The 15,922-nt window shown below is 43.6% G+C and carries 14 protein-coding genes; 8 read left to right on the top strand and 6 right to left on the bottom strand.

Annotated features, from left to right (window positions below):
* Positions 1-44 precede the first annotated feature (44 nt).
* Positions 45-6,983 (top strand): putative Ig domain-containing protein, encoded by a 6,939-nt coding sequence (locus ABEW34_RS00070; protein WP_430153712.1) that lies wholly within the window; start codon positions 45-47, stop codon positions 6,981-6,983.
* Between the two features lie 143 nt (positions 6,984-7,126).
* Here ABEW34_RS00070 and ABEW34_RS00065 read toward each other — a convergent pair whose 3' ends face one another.
* The 6 genes from ABEW34_RS00065 to ABEW34_RS00040 all read right to left on the bottom strand — a co-directional run bounded on the left by ABEW34_RS00065 (position 7,127) and on the right by ABEW34_RS00040 (position 12,287).
* Positions 7,127-8,581: a glycosyl hydrolase family 28 protein gene (locus tag ABEW34_RS00065; protein WP_430153710.1), complete on the bottom strand. Its 1,455-nt coding sequence runs from the start codon at positions 8,579-8,581 to the stop codon at positions 7,127-7,129.
* Between the two features lie 112 nt (positions 8,582-8,693).
* Positions 8,694-9,791, bottom strand: a complete 1,098-nt coding sequence (locus tag ABEW34_RS00060; protein WP_430153707.1) for a sensor histidine kinase — start codon at positions 9,789-9,791, stop codon at positions 8,694-8,696.
* On the bottom strand, positions 9,784-10,464 hold the full coding sequence (locus ABEW34_RS00055; protein WP_430153705.1) for a response regulator: 681 nt from the start codon (positions 10,462-10,464) through the stop codon (positions 9,784-9,786). Before ABEW34_RS00055 ends, ABEW34_RS00060 begins: the two co-directional genes overlap by 8 nt.
* 54 nt (positions 10,465-10,518) lie before the next feature.
* Positions 10,519-11,085, bottom strand: a complete 567-nt coding sequence (locus ABEW34_RS00050; protein ID WP_430153702.1) for a class I SAM-dependent methyltransferase — start codon at positions 11,083-11,085, stop codon at positions 10,519-10,521.
* Between the two features lie 74 nt (positions 11,086-11,159).
* Positions 11,160-11,735 (bottom strand): class I SAM-dependent methyltransferase, encoded by a 576-nt coding sequence (locus tag ABEW34_RS00045; protein ID WP_430153699.1) that lies wholly within the window; start codon positions 11,733-11,735, stop codon positions 11,160-11,162.
* Between the two features lie 48 nt (positions 11,736-11,783).
* On the bottom strand, positions 11,784-12,287 hold the full coding sequence (locus ABEW34_RS00040; RefSeq protein ID WP_430153696.1) for a DedA family protein: 504 nt from the start codon (positions 12,285-12,287) through the stop codon (positions 11,784-11,786).
* A gap of 392 nt (positions 12,288-12,679) precedes the next feature.
* On the opposite strand from ABEW34_RS00040, the gene ABEW34_RS00035 reads away from it, so the two are divergent.
* The 7 genes from ABEW34_RS00035 to ABEW34_RS00005 all read left to right on the top strand — a co-directional run bounded on the left by ABEW34_RS00035 (position 12,680) and on the right by ABEW34_RS00005 (position 15,869).
* On the top strand, positions 12,680-12,898 hold the full coding sequence (locus tag ABEW34_RS00035; protein WP_430153694.1) for a hypothetical protein: 219 nt from the start codon (positions 12,680-12,682) through the stop codon (positions 12,896-12,898).
* A gap of 247 nt (positions 12,899-13,145) precedes the next feature.
* A complete protein-coding gene (locus tag ABEW34_RS00030; protein WP_430153692.1) occupies positions 13,146-13,337 on the top strand; it encodes a hypothetical protein in 192 nt (63 codons plus the stop codon).
* A 220-nt stretch (positions 13,338-13,557) separates the two neighbouring features.
* Positions 13,558-13,872 carry a GNAT family N-acetyltransferase gene (locus ABEW34_RS00025; protein ID WP_430153690.1) on the top strand — a complete coding sequence of 105 codons (315 nt, stop codon included), beginning with the start codon at positions 13,558-13,560 and terminating at the stop codon, positions 13,870-13,872.
* 108 nt (positions 13,873-13,980) lie between these two features.
* Positions 13,981-14,517 carry a hypothetical protein gene (locus ABEW34_RS00020; RefSeq protein WP_430153687.1) on the top strand — a complete coding sequence of 179 codons (537 nt, stop codon included), beginning with the start codon at positions 13,981-13,983 and terminating at the stop codon, positions 14,515-14,517.
* A gap of 10 nt (positions 14,518-14,527) precedes the next feature.
* Positions 14,528-14,992, top strand: a complete 465-nt coding sequence (locus ABEW34_RS00015) for a hypothetical protein (protein WP_430153684.1) — start codon at positions 14,528-14,530, stop codon at positions 14,990-14,992.
* 98 nt (positions 14,993-15,090) lie between these two features.
* Positions 15,091-15,444, top strand: coding sequence for a pentapeptide repeat-containing protein (locus tag ABEW34_RS00010; protein WP_430153683.1), 354 nt, complete (start codon positions 15,091-15,093; stop codon positions 15,442-15,444).
* A 23-nt stretch (positions 15,445-15,467) separates the two neighbouring features.
* The gene (locus ABEW34_RS00005; protein WP_430153680.1) at positions 15,468-15,869 is read left to right on the top strand and encodes a hypothetical protein; all 402 of its coding nucleotides are present in this window, start codon (positions 15,468-15,470) and stop codon (positions 15,867-15,869) included.
* Positions 15,870-15,922: the final 53 nt, after the last annotated feature.

The following is a 15,922-nucleotide window of genomic DNA, read 5'->3' as shown; positions in this document are numbered from 1 at the left end:
TCGTTTCGGAAACAACTTATATTGAACAATGAAGGAGGAAGAAAATGAACCTTTTCAATCGCAGGAGTTCAAAGCCGCAATGGTATTGCGTTCCATCCTTTTCAAGAGTGGCAGCCGTTTGTCTAGCCGCTGCTTTGCTGTTCCAGTTGGCCGTACCGCTGCAAGCCTCGGTCGTGCATGCCGAAAGTCCGCCAGTGATCCAGGAGGCTTCGGATGCCTATACTGATAAACTGATTTTTGGCCAAGCGGCGTCTGAAAACGCCCATCGTTTTTCAGGTGCTTTTACAAGCTCGATCGTCGGTCTATTAGGCGAATCTGCACGGGTATCAAACCCAAGAGCGCCGTTGGAAGGCCAGGGCGGTGATTTGACTTTTACTATGGAGGTTGACCCTGCCGAGCAAAACTATTTAACAGTGAAGTTTTCCGGAGATGACGTCTCGAATTATGTAAGCGTAATCAATTTAAATGGAGAGCAAATCGGCTACTTAAGAAAAGGAGACTACGAAGCGATTAACATGGGCATGAGCAGATCCCTTCCTAATCGCTTCTATTACAATACGACGATGCTTCCTCTAGAGAGCACCTTCGGCCGAAGCAAGGTTGAGATTACCATTAAAACGTTAAACACCAGCGGAAAAATGGAAGCGATTTCAAGGGGCTACTATAATGCGTATACCCATACGCAGGCCTACTTGAATGTCGAAGGAGAACAGCAAGGCGAGAAATTAACGCAGCAAGCAGCATCCATTCTGCTTCCCGATAAGACGGAGGCGGAGAAGCAGGCGCTGCTTAGCGGCTATACGCAGGGGCAAATCGATTTATTCAACAGCTATTCAGCGAGAATGGACAATAGCGCTGCCGGCAAGCTGTCGATTGTCCGTTATCAGGACGAATTAAGATTTTATGCGAATTCGCTGCATTATGATTGGTCGCCTACTAATACGGCAGCACTCAAAAAAGCGGCGCTGGAGCGTATTTTCAAAACGATTGATAATCATGTAAAGGACTATTACGGAGATACGAGACTCGTATTGCGAGGCGGGCATCAAGGCGACTGGGGCGGCTATTATGGCGCGTTGGGCGAGGCGCTGTACATTGTCGAGAACTTTATTCACGATGACGGCGTTTACGGTGACGCCGCATATGAGGCTTTTTTGGATCAGCCATTCGTTACCGGTACGATTGAAGGACCATTTTCCCTTGCCGACGTGGATGGGGAGGGCGGGCAATTGACGAGGCGTGAAGCATGGGAGCGGGTGCTGAAGGCCAATTTTGATTTTGCGCGTGCAAGGCTGTCCAATATTTATAATCAAATTCTCTATACGTACGAAGGGGCCTGGGAGGCTCATGAGGGACTGCGGCTGGTAGGCTCTTCCTTCTATGAAGGGAAGGAGCGCAGCCATCAAATCTTGCTGGAGGCGCTTGGAGCGAGACCCTTTTTGGGCGAAGAGGTGCTTGTAGGCCCGAGCGGCGAGGAGCTGGATTTGTACCATTCCTTGTTCTATCATGATGCAACGGCACAGTTTACAGACGATTTTGTGCAAATAGTCGGGAAAGGACTGGCGCAAAGCAAGCTGGATGCGAATGGCAAGGTGGTAAGGCGGCTGCCGCTTGGCGAGCATTTTACGGGCATTTCTGAAGCGGGTCTCACCAGGGAAAATAATTATGTCGCCAATTATGGCGAGGCAGCCAACTATTTGCCGGAATACGTCTTCAAAACAGCAGAGCATGCAGGCGACGAGCAATTGAATGATGAGATTTTGAAGCTGGCTTTAAAAAATCTCCATGCCCGTGGTTATACGAGGTATACAAGTCTGGATGACGACGGAAAACGCATTATGAGAATGGAGCAGGTAACGGACGAACGAAATCCAGGACTGCCCGGTGTGTATGGCTATGCGACGAGGCAGTCGGAAGGCAAAGCGCTGTTATACGCCTCATTGGAGAAATATATGGTACGAAATGAGCAGAACTATACGGGGCCAGAATGGGAGGCAACATGGCAATATGCGAAGGAGGCTGTCGGATATGTACAGCAGCAGCTGGCCGATCACCAGCTGTTCAATCATTTTGCTGCGATTAAAAATAAAGTGGACTATCAGGTTGCAGATACGTACCGCTATGTGACCGCTGACCGGGCACAATATGACCGTTTTGACAGCGCAATAGCTGGGGTTGTTCACCCTCAGACAGATTTTGATTATTATACGGAGCAGGAAATTGCTGAGCTTGGTGTAGATCCGGGCGATTATGAGCAGTTTGCTTGGGTAGATTTGGATAATTTATTCCTCTCGTTGAAAGACGGGGACACGACGATATTCGGCGCATTAAATGAACGCAACCGCGGTTTTGCAGGCAATGGACGCCTTCATGTTATGAATGCGGACCATGATAATATTGTGCAGGTGGCAACGAATGGCAAGTTTCAGTATGAGGATTATTATCTTCGGTTGGATAATGTCGATGTCGACTTTATGTCAGATCAGATGACCAATGTAAGCGGTGCGCCACAGGCGCTCGCCGGCGAAATTGCGCCAGTAACTTATCAGCCAGGCGTAGGCACAGTGGTAAGGGACAATTTTGAAGTGGATCACGCCTATTCCGGTTATCCTGATTTATTGACGGCCAGATACGGCAGCTATTTTATGATTTTTAACACGACTCGCGACGATTTCGGCAATCAACAAACCTTTGAGGTCGAGATGCCTGCTGATTATCAAGGCCATACGGTACTCGATTTAGTGTCGGGACAGTCTGTTCCTATTGTTAATGGAAAAGTGACAGTTGCCCATAAATCTGCCATGGTGCTGAAGCTAACGGCTGCAGCTGAGCTGGCTCCTAAGCCGCTGCATGTTGATTTTGCTAATGCGCTCGCCGGAAATGGTTATGCAGAAGTGAGCTGGAAAACAACATCCGGCGGGCAATCCTATACGATTACACGCTCGGAATCAGAAAATGGCAGCTATGAGGTTATTGCATCGGGCGTGACCGGAAATGCCTACAAGGATACGACTGCCCAGAACGGCAGCACATACTATTACAAGGTAGCGGCCGTAAATGACAACGGAGCAGGCTGGGATTCCTATCGTGCTAAAGTCGTATTAGCTGCACCCGTATCCATCGTTGCTGAAACGGTATGGCGCGATGATCAACTGGGCAGCAGCACAACAGGAACGGCAGCGGTTAATGGCGATTCTATCGCTATAGCGTCTGCGAATGGCTCGGGTCTGGGTGATGGCGATGATTATAAGCCTGACGGGAGAGCTATCCATGACTCCTTGCATTTCGTCAATCAAGCAGCGGCTGGCAGCTTCGCGACAAGTGCGCGGATGGACAGCCATGCAGGCAGCGCAAGTGGAATCATGCTCCGTGAAGCTCTTGCTTCCAATACGCGCTATATATATTTTGGAGCAGATGCAAGCGGAAAGCTTGTCCTGCAAAACCGTACCCGAAATTCCCAGCATCAATGGTCAAATTTAAAAGCAAGTCCGTTAAATGCCGGCCTGCAAGGCTATCAGGCAGCTGATTATCCTTACATTAAGCTGGTTCGCGACTATGCTTCGCAGTCCGTTTCTGCATTTGTATCCAAGGACGGGGAAGCTTGGGAATTTGTCCGCAAAATGTTTACGCCGTTTGCGTACGCCGTCTATACAGGCGTTGTCTCGGCTGAGCAAGCGCAATTCAGCGAGGTGACGGTGGAGGAAATACAGAGTGATACGGTCGCTCCTTATATCATGAAAGCCAAAGACCAGGTCACTGTCTATTGGAACAAACCGAAGCAGGCAGCCTTCTTCCAGCTGTACCGGACGAATGATGCGGCTGCGAGCGCCATCAATCCTGCATTCAAAGCAGGTACGCTGGAATTGGAAGATGGCTCGCCTTGGACCGTTGTTGCTGCGGGTACGAGGCAGACGTCCTACAAGGAAGCTAGCTTAAAATATGGCAGTGTGCACTATAAGGTTTTAGCTATTTATGGTGACGGGTCTGCTAGTCCATTCTCTGCCGCTGTTTCTGCTTATGCGGATGGCCTAGCGCTCGTCCTTGCCGAAGCGGAGGGGCTGCCAGCTAAAGATTATACACGGGCCAGCTTTTATTTGTTCCATAAAGAACTGGACCGCATCAAAGCTGAAATGACCAAGCCCGACTTTGACGAAGAACAGCTCATTCATGAAATCTATGCGGCGAAAAAAGAGCTGGTTTCGTTCAGGACGCTGCTGACGAAAATTCCTTTGGTGTCCTCCATGGTGAAAGCTTCCACGAAAGGCTACGGGAACGATCATATATCCGAGGCCCAGAACGGATGGTATGCCTTTGATGGCAGCTTGGACACCTTTAGCAATGCGAGGCTGGCGGAAAGCTGGATCGATGTGGATTTTGGGGAAGGCAATGAGAAGGTGGTAGACACGGTCCGTTATCATGGCAGAACGAATTATGTGAACCGGGTGAACAGCAGCATCGTTCAAGGATCGCAGGACGGCATGAATTGGACCGATCTTCTTGTCTTTACAGGTGCCTCGGAATATAAATTTTATTCGGGTATCAATAATGATTCAACGGCATTCCGTTATTTGCGAATCTATGACAATCACGCGGGGTATTCCAACTATGCGGAGATTGAACTATTAGAGATTGGCAAGGATATGACGCTGCTCGCTTATTTGCTGAATGAAGCGGCTCGTTTAAATGATGAGCTTTATACGTCTGAAAGCTTGGCTGCTCTGGCAGACGCTGTACCTGTCGCCCAAGCTGCAGCCGACAATCCCAATGCCACGCAGGAGGAACTGGATGAAACCGCAGCTGTGCTGCTCACGGCCATGGAAGGGCTGGATTATTTGGAGGGTGTGCCCGTTCTTGCTCCAATAGGAGATAAGACCATTATTGCAGGCCAGTCTATCGCCTTTCAGGTTCATGAGACGAGAGGCATGGAAGATGTTGAGCTGGGAGTTGAAAATTTGCCTGCCGGTGCCACCTTCAATATGGAAAATGGCAAGTTTGCGTGGGTTCCTGCCAAGGTGCAGGGCGGCATACATGAGGTAATGCTTACCGCTTCAGCAGGCGGAAAAACCTCTTCCATTACAACAAGGCTTATCGTAAAAGGGCAGCCGATTATTGCAATGGATACGGAAGCAGCGCTGACCGCAACGCAGGCCTACACGTACCATGTCGTCGCATCCGATCCGACGGGCGAGGCAATTGTGCTGAGTGCCACCCATTTACCGGCAGGCGCAGTGTTTGATCCGGCAACCGGCCTTTTCTCGTGGACGCCGGGTCAGGTGGATGCAGGAAATTATTCGGTTGTCTTCCAGGCAAGCAATGGTTTCTATATCGTCAGTCAAAAGCTGGATTTGAAGGTTGGATATCATATTTTGCCGCCAGCCTTGTATACCAAAGGCAGCTATTACCGTTACATGAAGACGGTGAGCCTGATTGAGGAGGAGCTGAAGCAGCCGGACGCTGACAAAAAACAGCTGGCGGCCCAGCTTGCCCAGGCCGAATTAACGCTTGTGGCCTTAACGACCATCGCTGCGGAGAAAATTAATATTGCCGCTTCTATGGTGGCTGCCTCTACCGTTTCTTGGGATAATTCGGCAGGAGCAGCCGAGAATGGCTGGAGAGCCTTCGACGGCAGCCTGGCAACCTTTACCGATACCAAAAATAATCCGAGCTGGATTCGCATTGATTTGGGCCAAGGAAAGGAAGAAAGCATGGGCAGCATTCGCTTTTATCCGCGAAGTACACATATTGCGCGGGTAAACGGGGCCATTTTCCAAGGCTCCAATGATGATGCGAATTGGATTAATCTTCATACAATCAGCGGTGTCAGCAAGGCTGAATGGCATTCGGTGCCGATTACGGAGGAGCGGTCTTTCCGTTATCTGCGCTATTACGCAGCAGCTAATAACTCGAATGTAGCCGAGATTGAGTATTATCAAAAGGTGAAGGATCGTACGCTGCTTTCGCTATTGCTGGCGGAATCGCTCGCTGTTGATACGGAGCTTTACACCGAAGAGAGCATAGCGGCGATGCAGGAGAAAAGAACACAAGCGGCAGCAGTCGCTGCGGATGCCTCCCAAGCTGAGATTGACGCTGCTTCTGACGCTTTGCTCACAGCTCTGGAGAGTTTAAAGCTGATAGGGCAGCAGGTGGTAGTGGATATTTCGGAGCTCGAAGCGGCGCTTAATCAAGCCTCTTCCGTTGTGGACAGCGTGTATACACCCGAAAGCATAGCGCATTTGAATATAGTCGTCGCTGCCGCTGAGCCGCTGCTGGCATCAGCTGAAGCGACGCAGGAAGAGGTCGATACGGCAGCTGCCATTGTGCTGTCAGCGCTGGCGAGCCTGGTTGTCCGCGAGCAGGAAGCCGTTATGGCGTTAAGAACAGGCGGCACCCATGCACTGCTCGATCGGAAGCTGCAATTAACCGCAGAAGCAGCCGATTTGGCATCTGCATTTACTCATGAAGGAATTTTGTATTCGAAGGATGACTTTGATCGTGCCAAGCAAAGGGTGGCGGCTGGGGTGAGCCCGTGGATAGAGGCATGGAATGCCGGGAAATCATCTTCATTCGCTTCTGCCTCCTATACGCCTAATCCGGTCCCGGCACCGGCAAGATGGGGAGGCCATCCTGAATTGAACGCAGGCAACAGCCAGTTGTTCAACGATTCAGAGGCAGCGCTTGTTCAAGCTGTTATATGGAAGGTGTCCAGCAATGCTGCGGAAGCGAATCAGGCAAAATTGAAAGCGCAGCAAATATTGGATGCTTGGTCCAGTACAGTAAATACGCCAGTAGGCGGCGATGAAAACCAACTGCTGGCGGGATTGACAGGCTACCGCTTTGCAGCGACAGCGGATCTTTTAAAGGATGACAGCGCCTGGGTAAACGCTGGGAAATTGACGGCGGCCAAGCAGATGCTGGGCAATTATTTTTATCCCCCTTTGCATATGGACGGACAATGGAGGTCCCTCCCAGAAGTGGCGATTTAGCCGAGTATAAGCTTTCTTCAGTTCCGCTTCTGCCAAGCGAGAATTTAGCTAATCAACGGCGATAGCGGCAGACAGCGTAGGCAGCGGAATATAGCGCAAAAACAGCCCCTTCCGTCATTCGGTGACGAAGGGGCTGTTTCAAATTAATGGGACAAAAACGTGATGTTTTTGGCAAATGCATTGATTTGAAAATGACCCTCAGAAGCATCGCTAATCCATTGGTTATTGATGCGGAGATTAACAAAAGTAATATTTTCGACAGGCCTTTCTTCATCGAATCCGTAAATCCGGTTGGGATTGCTATTGTCTCCACTGTAAGCGACATTGCGGAACGTAATATTTTCGATACGGTTGCCGGGTACAGGATTATAATCAGCATTGTGAACGACCCGTATATCAATCAGCTGGCCTTGCTCGAATGGCTCGACACGGATATTATCGTACAGCACATGGCGAACTGTATTTTTATCCCCAGCATTAATAGCTAGTGCTCCCCAGTAATTTTCTTGGGGCTCGTGATGCTCAAGGATGTCGAGATTCTCAAAGGTGATATGCTCAATCGTATCTCCATCATGATGGTGATCGCCATGGGTACCGATCATTAGCGGGTGAGCGACGTCCGCCCACAGCACTGAATTGCGGACACGCACGCGGCGCGTATCTCCTATATAATCCCAGCGAGTGCCATAAACGGCGATGCAATCATCCGATGTCCGCAGAAAAACATCATCAATGTCTATATCGGAGCTAGCCATCATATCAATGCCATCCGACCAGCCTCTTGTGCTGAAGGATTTGAAGTTGCTAATGCTTATATGAGAGGAATTCCCAATATAGATGCTGTAATGGGGCGGATCGAGCAAAATAAGCCCCTCAACCTGAATCTTTTGCGAGAATACAATACGTACGCCACGGAAAGCTGAATAGCGATGGAAATCGGACAGGTACAAGATGCCTCTTCCTCTAATGGTTACATTCTCAACATGCTCGCAGACGAGCGAGCCGACAACGATGGCACCCCCGGCAATATAAACCGTTTTGCCTGAAGGAATGCGGAATATCGTTTCCTCCAAATAATGCATGCCGGGAGCAAAATAAATCACATCGGGCGCGTGACCCGTCTCGGCTGTTGGGGTTTCGGCTAATTTTAAAATATCCTCGGTTCGGTGAATAAGAGGTTTTCCGGCGCTCTCCAGCACGAGCACACCGGGATCACCGGGCTTAGGTGCTGTAAGCTCAAGCTTACCGGCGAATAAATGCAGATTGCGGAAGCGTTCGTCATTAACCTCAATCGATAATTTTTCAGGTCGATCCAATGTGAAGCGAATGGTATCGCTGCTATATTCAGCCTGAATGCCAGTCGATAGAGGGCGTACGATGACGCTGTATATAGGCGTGAAGCAGCAGTCGATTTCTACCTCAACCGTGCCCTCCATATCGAAATAAGCCATGGAAGCTTTCCGAACGTTATGCATATCCACCTTGACTTCGTACACGAACAGCTCTTGCCACCCTCCTCCGATTGGCCGAACGCGAACGCGATAATTATCTGAACCAATGGCACCCTCCGGTGCTGGATAAATGATCGTCTGACTCATGTGAACCCCCCAATTACAAAATAGTGATTGCCTGTACTCAGGTTAATATAAGGGGGCGGCCACTAACAATGGCTTAAGTTAATGATAGCAATGGATTTTAATTATTTTGATTCTATGATTCCCCTTCCAAAGGCAGAGTCAGCTTAAACCTGAAAATGTTGGTTTGATGATCGAGTGTTAAGGTACCTCCATGCAGCTCAATAATGTTTCTGGCAATCGAAAGGCCGAGCCCGGAACCAGATTGTATGCCGTCGCTGCTTCTGGAATAATCCACTTTATAAAAGCGGTCGAAGAGTTTATTTTGCTGCTCCTGAGTGAGGGGCTGCCCTTTATTTTCTATTTCAATCGTAATATGCTTCTTATCCGATTTCATATTAATGCGGATGGTTCCTGGCTTTAAGGAGTATTTTAGAGCGTTCATCAATAGATTATCAATGGCTCTGGCAATTTTTTCGCTGTCTATGCGAGCCAGAAGGGGAGTGTCCCCGATTTGTATGTCGATATGGATTTCATTCTCTTGGGCAATAGGCTCAAATTCAAAAAGCAATTGATATAGCAGTTGATGTACATCAATCATCTTTAAATTTAGTCGAGTCTCAATCGAGCTAAGCCGGGTATATTCGAATAAATCATCCAGCAGCTTTTTCAAATGAATTGCTTTGTTATAAGTGTTTTGAACAAAGCGCGAATATTCATCCTTATCTTGAAACGATTCGGATTTTAAAAGCTCGATATAGCCGATGATACTTGTCAGAGGTGTACGCAAGTCATGTGAAATACCTGTGATCATCTCCATCTTGGATTTTTCCAAATCACGTTCTTTTACGATTTGCTGCTCTAAGCGTTCTGTCATTCGATTGATATTATAGGCAACCCGTCCAAGCTCATCTTGGCGAGCAACGGATACCCGATAACTCAAATCCCCTTCAGAAATAATTTGCAGTCCATGTTCCAAGTTGATTAAATCTTTAACGAGGCGTCTTGTCAAAATCAAAAAAGTGAAAATAAATATAAACATAAATAATGGGGTAATCAGATAGGGAAAGAAATTGTGAAACCATGGCGATGCCATGACTGTACTAATTTTCAAGAAAAGCATAATAAGAAGATTGTTTATACAAATGGATATGATTATACTAAGTGCTATTCTGCTCAAAATATGAACCTGAATCTTTTTTTTGCGTGTTGGCTTTGTGACATTCTCATTCAATTTTATAGCCTACTCCCCATACGGTTTTAATATATTGAGGCACTCTTGGGAACTCCTCCAATTTTTCTCGTAAATTACGAATATGGACCATCACCGTATTATCTGAATATCCGTAGGGCTCTTTCCAGACACTTTCGTAAATTTTATCAGCGCCGAATACTTGCCCAGGGTGGCTTGCGAGCAGCGCCAGAATAGCAAACTCCAGAGGGGTCAACGAAATATCGTTTCCTTTCAGCTTTACGGAATGCTTGCTCTTATCAATGACAAGATCCTTAATAAGGATGAGCGAATCATATTCTTCTTTTCCAATGAGTGATTGTCGCCGCAGTTGGGCTTTAACGCGAGCAAGCAGCTCTAATGGATTAAAGGGTTTGATCATGTAATCATCAGCACCTGTAGTAAGGCCTGTAATTTTATCGATATCTTCTTCCTTGGCCGACAGCATAATAATCGGAATGTTCGATATTTCCCTGATTTTAAAGCAGGCTTTGATTCCATCCATGTGAGGCATCATCACATCCAAAATGACAAGCTGGATGGTGGAGGTTTTTATGGCATTTAAGGCTTCCAGACCGTCTGCCGCTTCAACGACATGATAGCCTTCATTTCGCAAATATACATGAATGACATCTCTAATTTCCGAGTCATCATCAACAACAAGCACGGTAGGCATGGCATGATGCTCCTTCTTTGGTTCTGTATGATCAAAAATGGTTTCATTATTTAGTTATAGCGTTTCTTTCCTGCGACACGTATATACAAAGGCTGGAGGGAAATTGAATGGCACAAACTCGATTTTTTCAATAATAAATTTATCGGATAAATGCTTTTTCATTTGTAGGGAATACTGATAAGCAACAAAGATTCCTCCGGGCTTAAGTGAGTTCATGATCTGATCAAGCAGTCTTTCTCGCATTTCATTGGAAAAATTGAAAAAGGGCAATCCGCTAATGATACAATCCAACTGCTCGATTTCCTCTTGTTTTATTTTCTTAAGCAAATAGCAAGCGTTCGAATGGCCAACGAAATTCGGGTACTCTTTTTTTAGTTTATTTCTCATTTTCCTATCTCTTTCAAACAATAATACTTTAGTAGAGTCCATTAGCTGTGTCTTCATGAAGCGTGTGACCGCGCCTGTGCCTGACCCTAGCTCAGCGACTGCCTTTACCTCGTTCCAAGGTATGGACTGAACCAGCTTGGCTGCTAGAAATCGCGAACTGGGCAGAACACTTCCTACTCGATTTGGATTTTTGAGAAAGCCTTGCAAAAAAAGCAGACATTCGGTAATGCTCAACGGATTTACCTCCTTATCAATGATTTTATCCAAGAAGAAGGGCAGTAGGGCAGTAGGGCAGTAATTAGCAGTAATTATTTTAATGTAAGGGTGTCCCTCTTGCGGCATGTGTATACAAAAGCTGGAGGGAAATTAAAGGGCACCCATTCGATTTTTTCAATGATGAATTTCTTGGAAAATTGTTTTTTCATTTGCAGGGAATATTGAAAGGCGATAAAGGTTCCTCCTGGTTTGAGTGCTTGGGTAGTCTGATCAAGCAGCGTTTCTCGCAGCTCGCTTGAAAAGTTAAAAAAGGGCAAACCGCTTATAATACAGTCCAACTGCTCAAGGCCTTCTTGCTTTATCCCTTCAACTAAATAACAGGCGTTTGGATGACTGATAAAATCCGGATATTCCGACTGTAAATTGCTCCTCATCCTATCATCCATTTCAAACAGCAGCACTTTAGCAGATCCGGCTAACCGTTTCTTGATCAGGCGTGTGATGGCACCTGTACCTGATCCAAGCTCAGCGACTGCCTTGACACCGTGCAAGGGCATAGAGTTAACCATCTTTGTTGCCAGAAATCGAGAGCTGGGCATAACACTTCCGACTCTTTTCGGGCTTTGAATAAAGCGCTGCAGAAAAAGTAGACATTCCTTGATGTTCAACGGATGTTCCTCCAATATTTCATTTTCTTGATGACGTTTTGAAGCAAATTAGAAGCTGAATATACGAAGCGAGTCTAGCAGATGAACGCCAAAGTATTTTCCGGCTGTAAAAAAGGTAATGGTCCAAAATAAAACGCTGAGATAGGAAAGCAGGGCAAACTTTCTGAATTTCACACCGCTTAGCCCGATGAATAGGGGGAGAATATACCGCACGACTGGAATGAATACGCCAATGCACATGGCCCAATCTCCCCGTTGCTTCAAAATCTCTTCCGCCCTCTGAAAATGTCGCTTATGCTGAAATCTGTTTATTAACTTCACCCCGAAAATTCGGCCTGTACAATAAGAGAGCGTAATGGCGGTTAATAGACCGCTTAAAATGCAGATATAGGTTATCCATGGATCTAGAGCACCGGTGTTGCTTAAAACGCCGCCTGTGAGTATCGTTATTTCATTCGGGACAGGAACGCCAAACGGGCCTAAAGAGAAGGCTAAATAAAAAATCAGATAGCCGTGCTGCTCGAACAGCTGCGAGATTGTGTCGCTAAACATGATTGGCCTCCTCGATTTGTTTTGTTAGGGAAATAATATCGAAAACATCTAAGGAATTTACGGGTATATTTCTAAAGAATATCTAAAGAATTTAAGAGGAAATATTAAGAAAATGAATTTGAATCGATTAGACTGATGTGGATTGTACAATAGGAAAAAGCCTTGCAAGCAGAGCTTGGCAAGACTTAATTCCTGAAACATTTTATATAAGCATTCTGCTTAAGGATAGACTCTGAAGAGCTTTGCTCAAAGCAGTTGGAGAGCCTCTTTTTTATGCTGTAAATTTCTATATTTGGTATACTGAAACTACTTGGAATAATATTCATTTTTTATCTGAAAGTATAGTAGGTATAAAAATAATCGGTGGGTCAATATTTTATGGAGGTTCGAAGATGATTGAGACACTTAAGAAAGTTGCACGCAAGGAAATAGAAGAACAATTCTTCGAGCTAACGAAACAGTATTTATCAGTTTCATCTAACGCAACTAATTTAGAGAAATTATTGGAGGGAATTAATCTAGTACCCTCAAAAACTTGGCAGAAAGGAACTCGAATTTCAAAAAGAAATACGAATAGATTCCATGAAGCTAGCAAAACCAATAATCATTGAGAAACTATCAATGTTAAATGCTTCATTAGATATAGATTTATATGCAGGCGGACCAGATTTGGAGTAATTCATAAGGAAATGGATGCCGCAAATACCAAACGGTATCATGAAATATTGCGAGGAGTTAAAGATAAATTGTGCGAATGGTAATTCAAGGATGTTGTCTGTTTCTGCTTATTTCATTAATAGCCTGTACGTCAGAGATTGAGCAAGAACACCTTATACGCAAGAAGAGCGTAAGGACATTTTGGCTTATTTTATTAAACCATCAGAATCGGATGAAGAGCTTTTATTTAAAGCTGATTTTAGTGGCCTAGATGGGATTGCCCAAAAGTATTTTGAAAAACAGAGTGAAAATGACAAAGCAGAAATGGAACGATTAAAGGATATGTATGATGACAGTTTGAAAGAAGTTTTAAAGGATTTAAATTTAAAGTAGTCGGGGAAGGTATGTCAGGTTCGTGAATACAAAACAATTATCATAAATGGCCGAAATATAAAAAGACTGGATGAGCTATTTTGAATATTTATATTGAAGAAGTGCTGCCAAAAGAGAAACATGTCCTGCAAAATATGTTTGAGTTTTATGATTATAGTTTAGTTTATATTTGAATTTTGAAGTTAATAAAGATGGGTTGTTTAGGAAAGCATCAGTTGATATGTATATATCTGACGATAGATTTACTTCTTATTTTATTAAATCAGAAGAAATATTATTTGGTTTTGTTATTGTGAAAAAAACTGCTGATCAGTCACTATTTGAAATGGAACAATTTTTTGTTTTAAAAAAATATAATGGAAAAGGTATAGGAAAACAAGCTGCAATCTCGGCTTTTAATCGTCATAAGGGAGATTGGAAAGTAACTCAACTAGAAAGGAACTATCCTGCCCAGGCATTCTGGCGAAGTGTAATTAAGAATTACACAAATAATTCATATCGCGAGAGCTATGATGAAAAATGCAGAGCTGTTTAAGAGTTTAATAATGAGTAAACATTAGATGAAATTATTCGAAAACATAAAAGTATTATATAGATTATTACCGGATGTCTTAACCTATATTTAAAGAGGATGGAAGTAAATATGAAAATTTGTTCAACTTGTCAAAGTGTTAATGTCAAACAAACAAGCTCTATTCTGACTAGACTCTTATTATCCACTTACATGTTCTTAGCTTATTATTTTTTTACAGGTGATATAGGTTATGGGGCGTTGTTTATGTTGGTGCCTCTTTTTATTCCTTATATGTATATTTGCACAAACTGTGAAACCTCATTTTTCAGATTACCCAAAGTCAATAATTATAAGAACTTTGGGGTGAGAAGTAAACTTGATAAATACTTTATAGCACTAGTACCTTCAATACTTTCAATTACTTCTCTAATAGTTAACTTCCCCAATACAGGTTTAGGCCGAATTGTGTATTTACCGAGTATTTTTTTCATAAACAGCTTGATAATTATTTTTGGTTTATTTATATATAGTAAACTAAATAAAACTTTTAAAATTTTATTGTGGTTAACAATTTTAATAATAACAGTAATGCTATCTGTACTTTCTTACCCTCAAGTATCTAGAGATGGAATATTGGAATTGATTTTTACAAAAGAAAAGCATTGAGAGGAATTATATGAAAAAGTTTCGTGGTATACGACGGCATTATCGAAAAATAGAAAAACTCATTTTTAGCCATCAATTTCATTTTGAGGATGAATCGTGGTATAACCACTGGCATATGCACCTTGACTGGAAAGGATTAACGGATGAAAGTATTGGGCATAGAAAAAGTCATTTTAAATATTACCTAAATATCTTAGATCGAATTGAAGAGCAATCTAGCGGGAGTAGAATTGATTTTCAAACTTGGATAAGTATTAATCCTGAATTTGGTTCGGATGATGCAATATATATTCATACAAAAAATCCGTATAGTGAGTTTCCAGTACAACTATTAGAAATCGAATGGGATATTGAAGTACCTGAACTTTTAAAGGAATTGATTAATAGTAATGAATATGTAATAGGAAGAGCTAAACATGAAACTTCTTATAGTTATTATATTTATAAAATAGGAATTGGAATTCCATTGAAATAAGTCAGGAAGGCGTGGGTATCAACTATCACCGTATTTACACTGCTAGAACTGATTAAAAAGTATCAATGAATATACCCCAAAAGGCGTTGATTGTTTAAATGGAACTGACTATCGATCAATTTAAAGAATTACTTGAAGCCGGTCAAAAGACTTTTTCAGGGATAGAGGTAGAAGAAGGCAGTCTTCAAAACTATAATCTGAGTGGATGCACATTTGTAGAATGTAGTTTTGCCCTTGATTTTTCAAAAGCAGATTTAAAAAACAGCAAATTTATAAATTCGAATCTGAAGACCTGTAATTTTACGGAAGCGGATTTAACAGAATCGGAATGGACAGGAAATATGTTGTGTTCGGCTGTGTTTTATAAGGCAAAGAGAGATAGCATACAATTTGTTGGAAATTACTATCATTCCGTGATTCTTGAAATAAAAGATTTAGAAAAAATGATATAGGCTGAATACGAGGGAGGGTTATGATGGACAGGGAAGATATTTTATTAGAACGCTTCGGGTTAGAGCCAGACCTGAAATATTTACAAGAGATTAGGGCGTTACTAATCGAAGAAACAAATGTTTCTAATATAGAAGATCATGAATACTTAAAAACGCTCTGTATCTTGCTTTTTACCTTTGGATATCCCGAGGACACTCTCCTTATCTGGAATGCTAAGATGAAAGATTTTGATGCAGGCTGCTATATTGATGGAGAATTGTTAATGGGAGCAGGTCTTAATGAGACTATTCATTTTTTGCAAAAATTAAATACGACAAAAGCTAAAGAGATATTGGAATACATAGAGCCATATAAAACAAATGATGATTACATGACTAGAGAAAAGGTCATTGATTTTTACAATAAGTATTACAGGTTAACATAAAGGAAAGAGGTGTATGTTGGTAAGCATAAGGAGTGGAGTTGTCAAGAAAAGTG

The organism is Paenibacillus algorifonticola, from assembly GCF_050481745.1.
GTDB lineage: Bacteria > Bacillota > Bacilli > Paenibacillales > Paenibacillaceae > Pristimantibacillus > Pristimantibacillus algorifonticola_A.
The sequence above is the reverse complement of the archived record's forward strand: the minus strand, read 5'-3'. Positions and strand labels throughout refer to the sequence as shown.

Bases quoted from the DNA above. Each gene is read 5' to 3' on its own strand.
- ABEW34_RS00035 (WP_430153694.1), top strand. From the start codon at position 12,680: ATGATTGAGACACTTAAGAAAGTTGCACGCAAGGAAATAGAAGAACAA.
- ABEW34_RS00040 (WP_430153696.1), bottom strand. From the start codon at position 12,287: ATGTTTAGCGACACAATCTCGCAGCTGTTCGAGCAGCACGGCTATCTG.
- ABEW34_RS00070 (WP_430153712.1), top strand. From the start codon at position 45: ATGAACCTTTTCAATCGCAGGAGTTCAAAGCCGCAATGGTATTGCGTT.
- ABEW34_RS00010 (WP_430153683.1), top strand. From the start codon at position 15,091: ATGGAACTGACTATCGATCAATTTAAAGAATTACTTGAAGCCGGTCAA.
- ABEW34_RS00020 (WP_430153687.1), top strand. From the start codon at position 13,981: ATGAAAATTTGTTCAACTTGTCAAAGTGTTAATGTCAAACAAACAAGC.
- ABEW34_RS00015 (WP_430153684.1), top strand. From the start codon at position 14,528: ATGAAAAAGTTTCGTGGTATACGACGGCATTATCGAAAAATAGAAAAA.
- ABEW34_RS00055 (WP_430153705.1), bottom strand. From the start codon at position 10,464: ATGCCTACCGTGCTTGTTGTTGATGATGACTCGGAAATTAGAGATGTC.
- ABEW34_RS00005 (WP_430153680.1), top strand. From the start codon at position 15,468: ATGGACAGGGAAGATATTTTATTAGAACGCTTCGGGTTAGAGCCAGAC.
- ABEW34_RS00025 (WP_430153690.1), top strand. From the start codon at position 13,558: ATGTATATATCTGACGATAGATTTACTTCTTATTTTATTAAATCAGAA.
- ABEW34_RS00065 (WP_430153710.1), bottom strand. From the start codon at position 8,581: ATGAGTCAGACGATCATTTATCCAGCACCGGAGGGTGCCATTGGTTCA.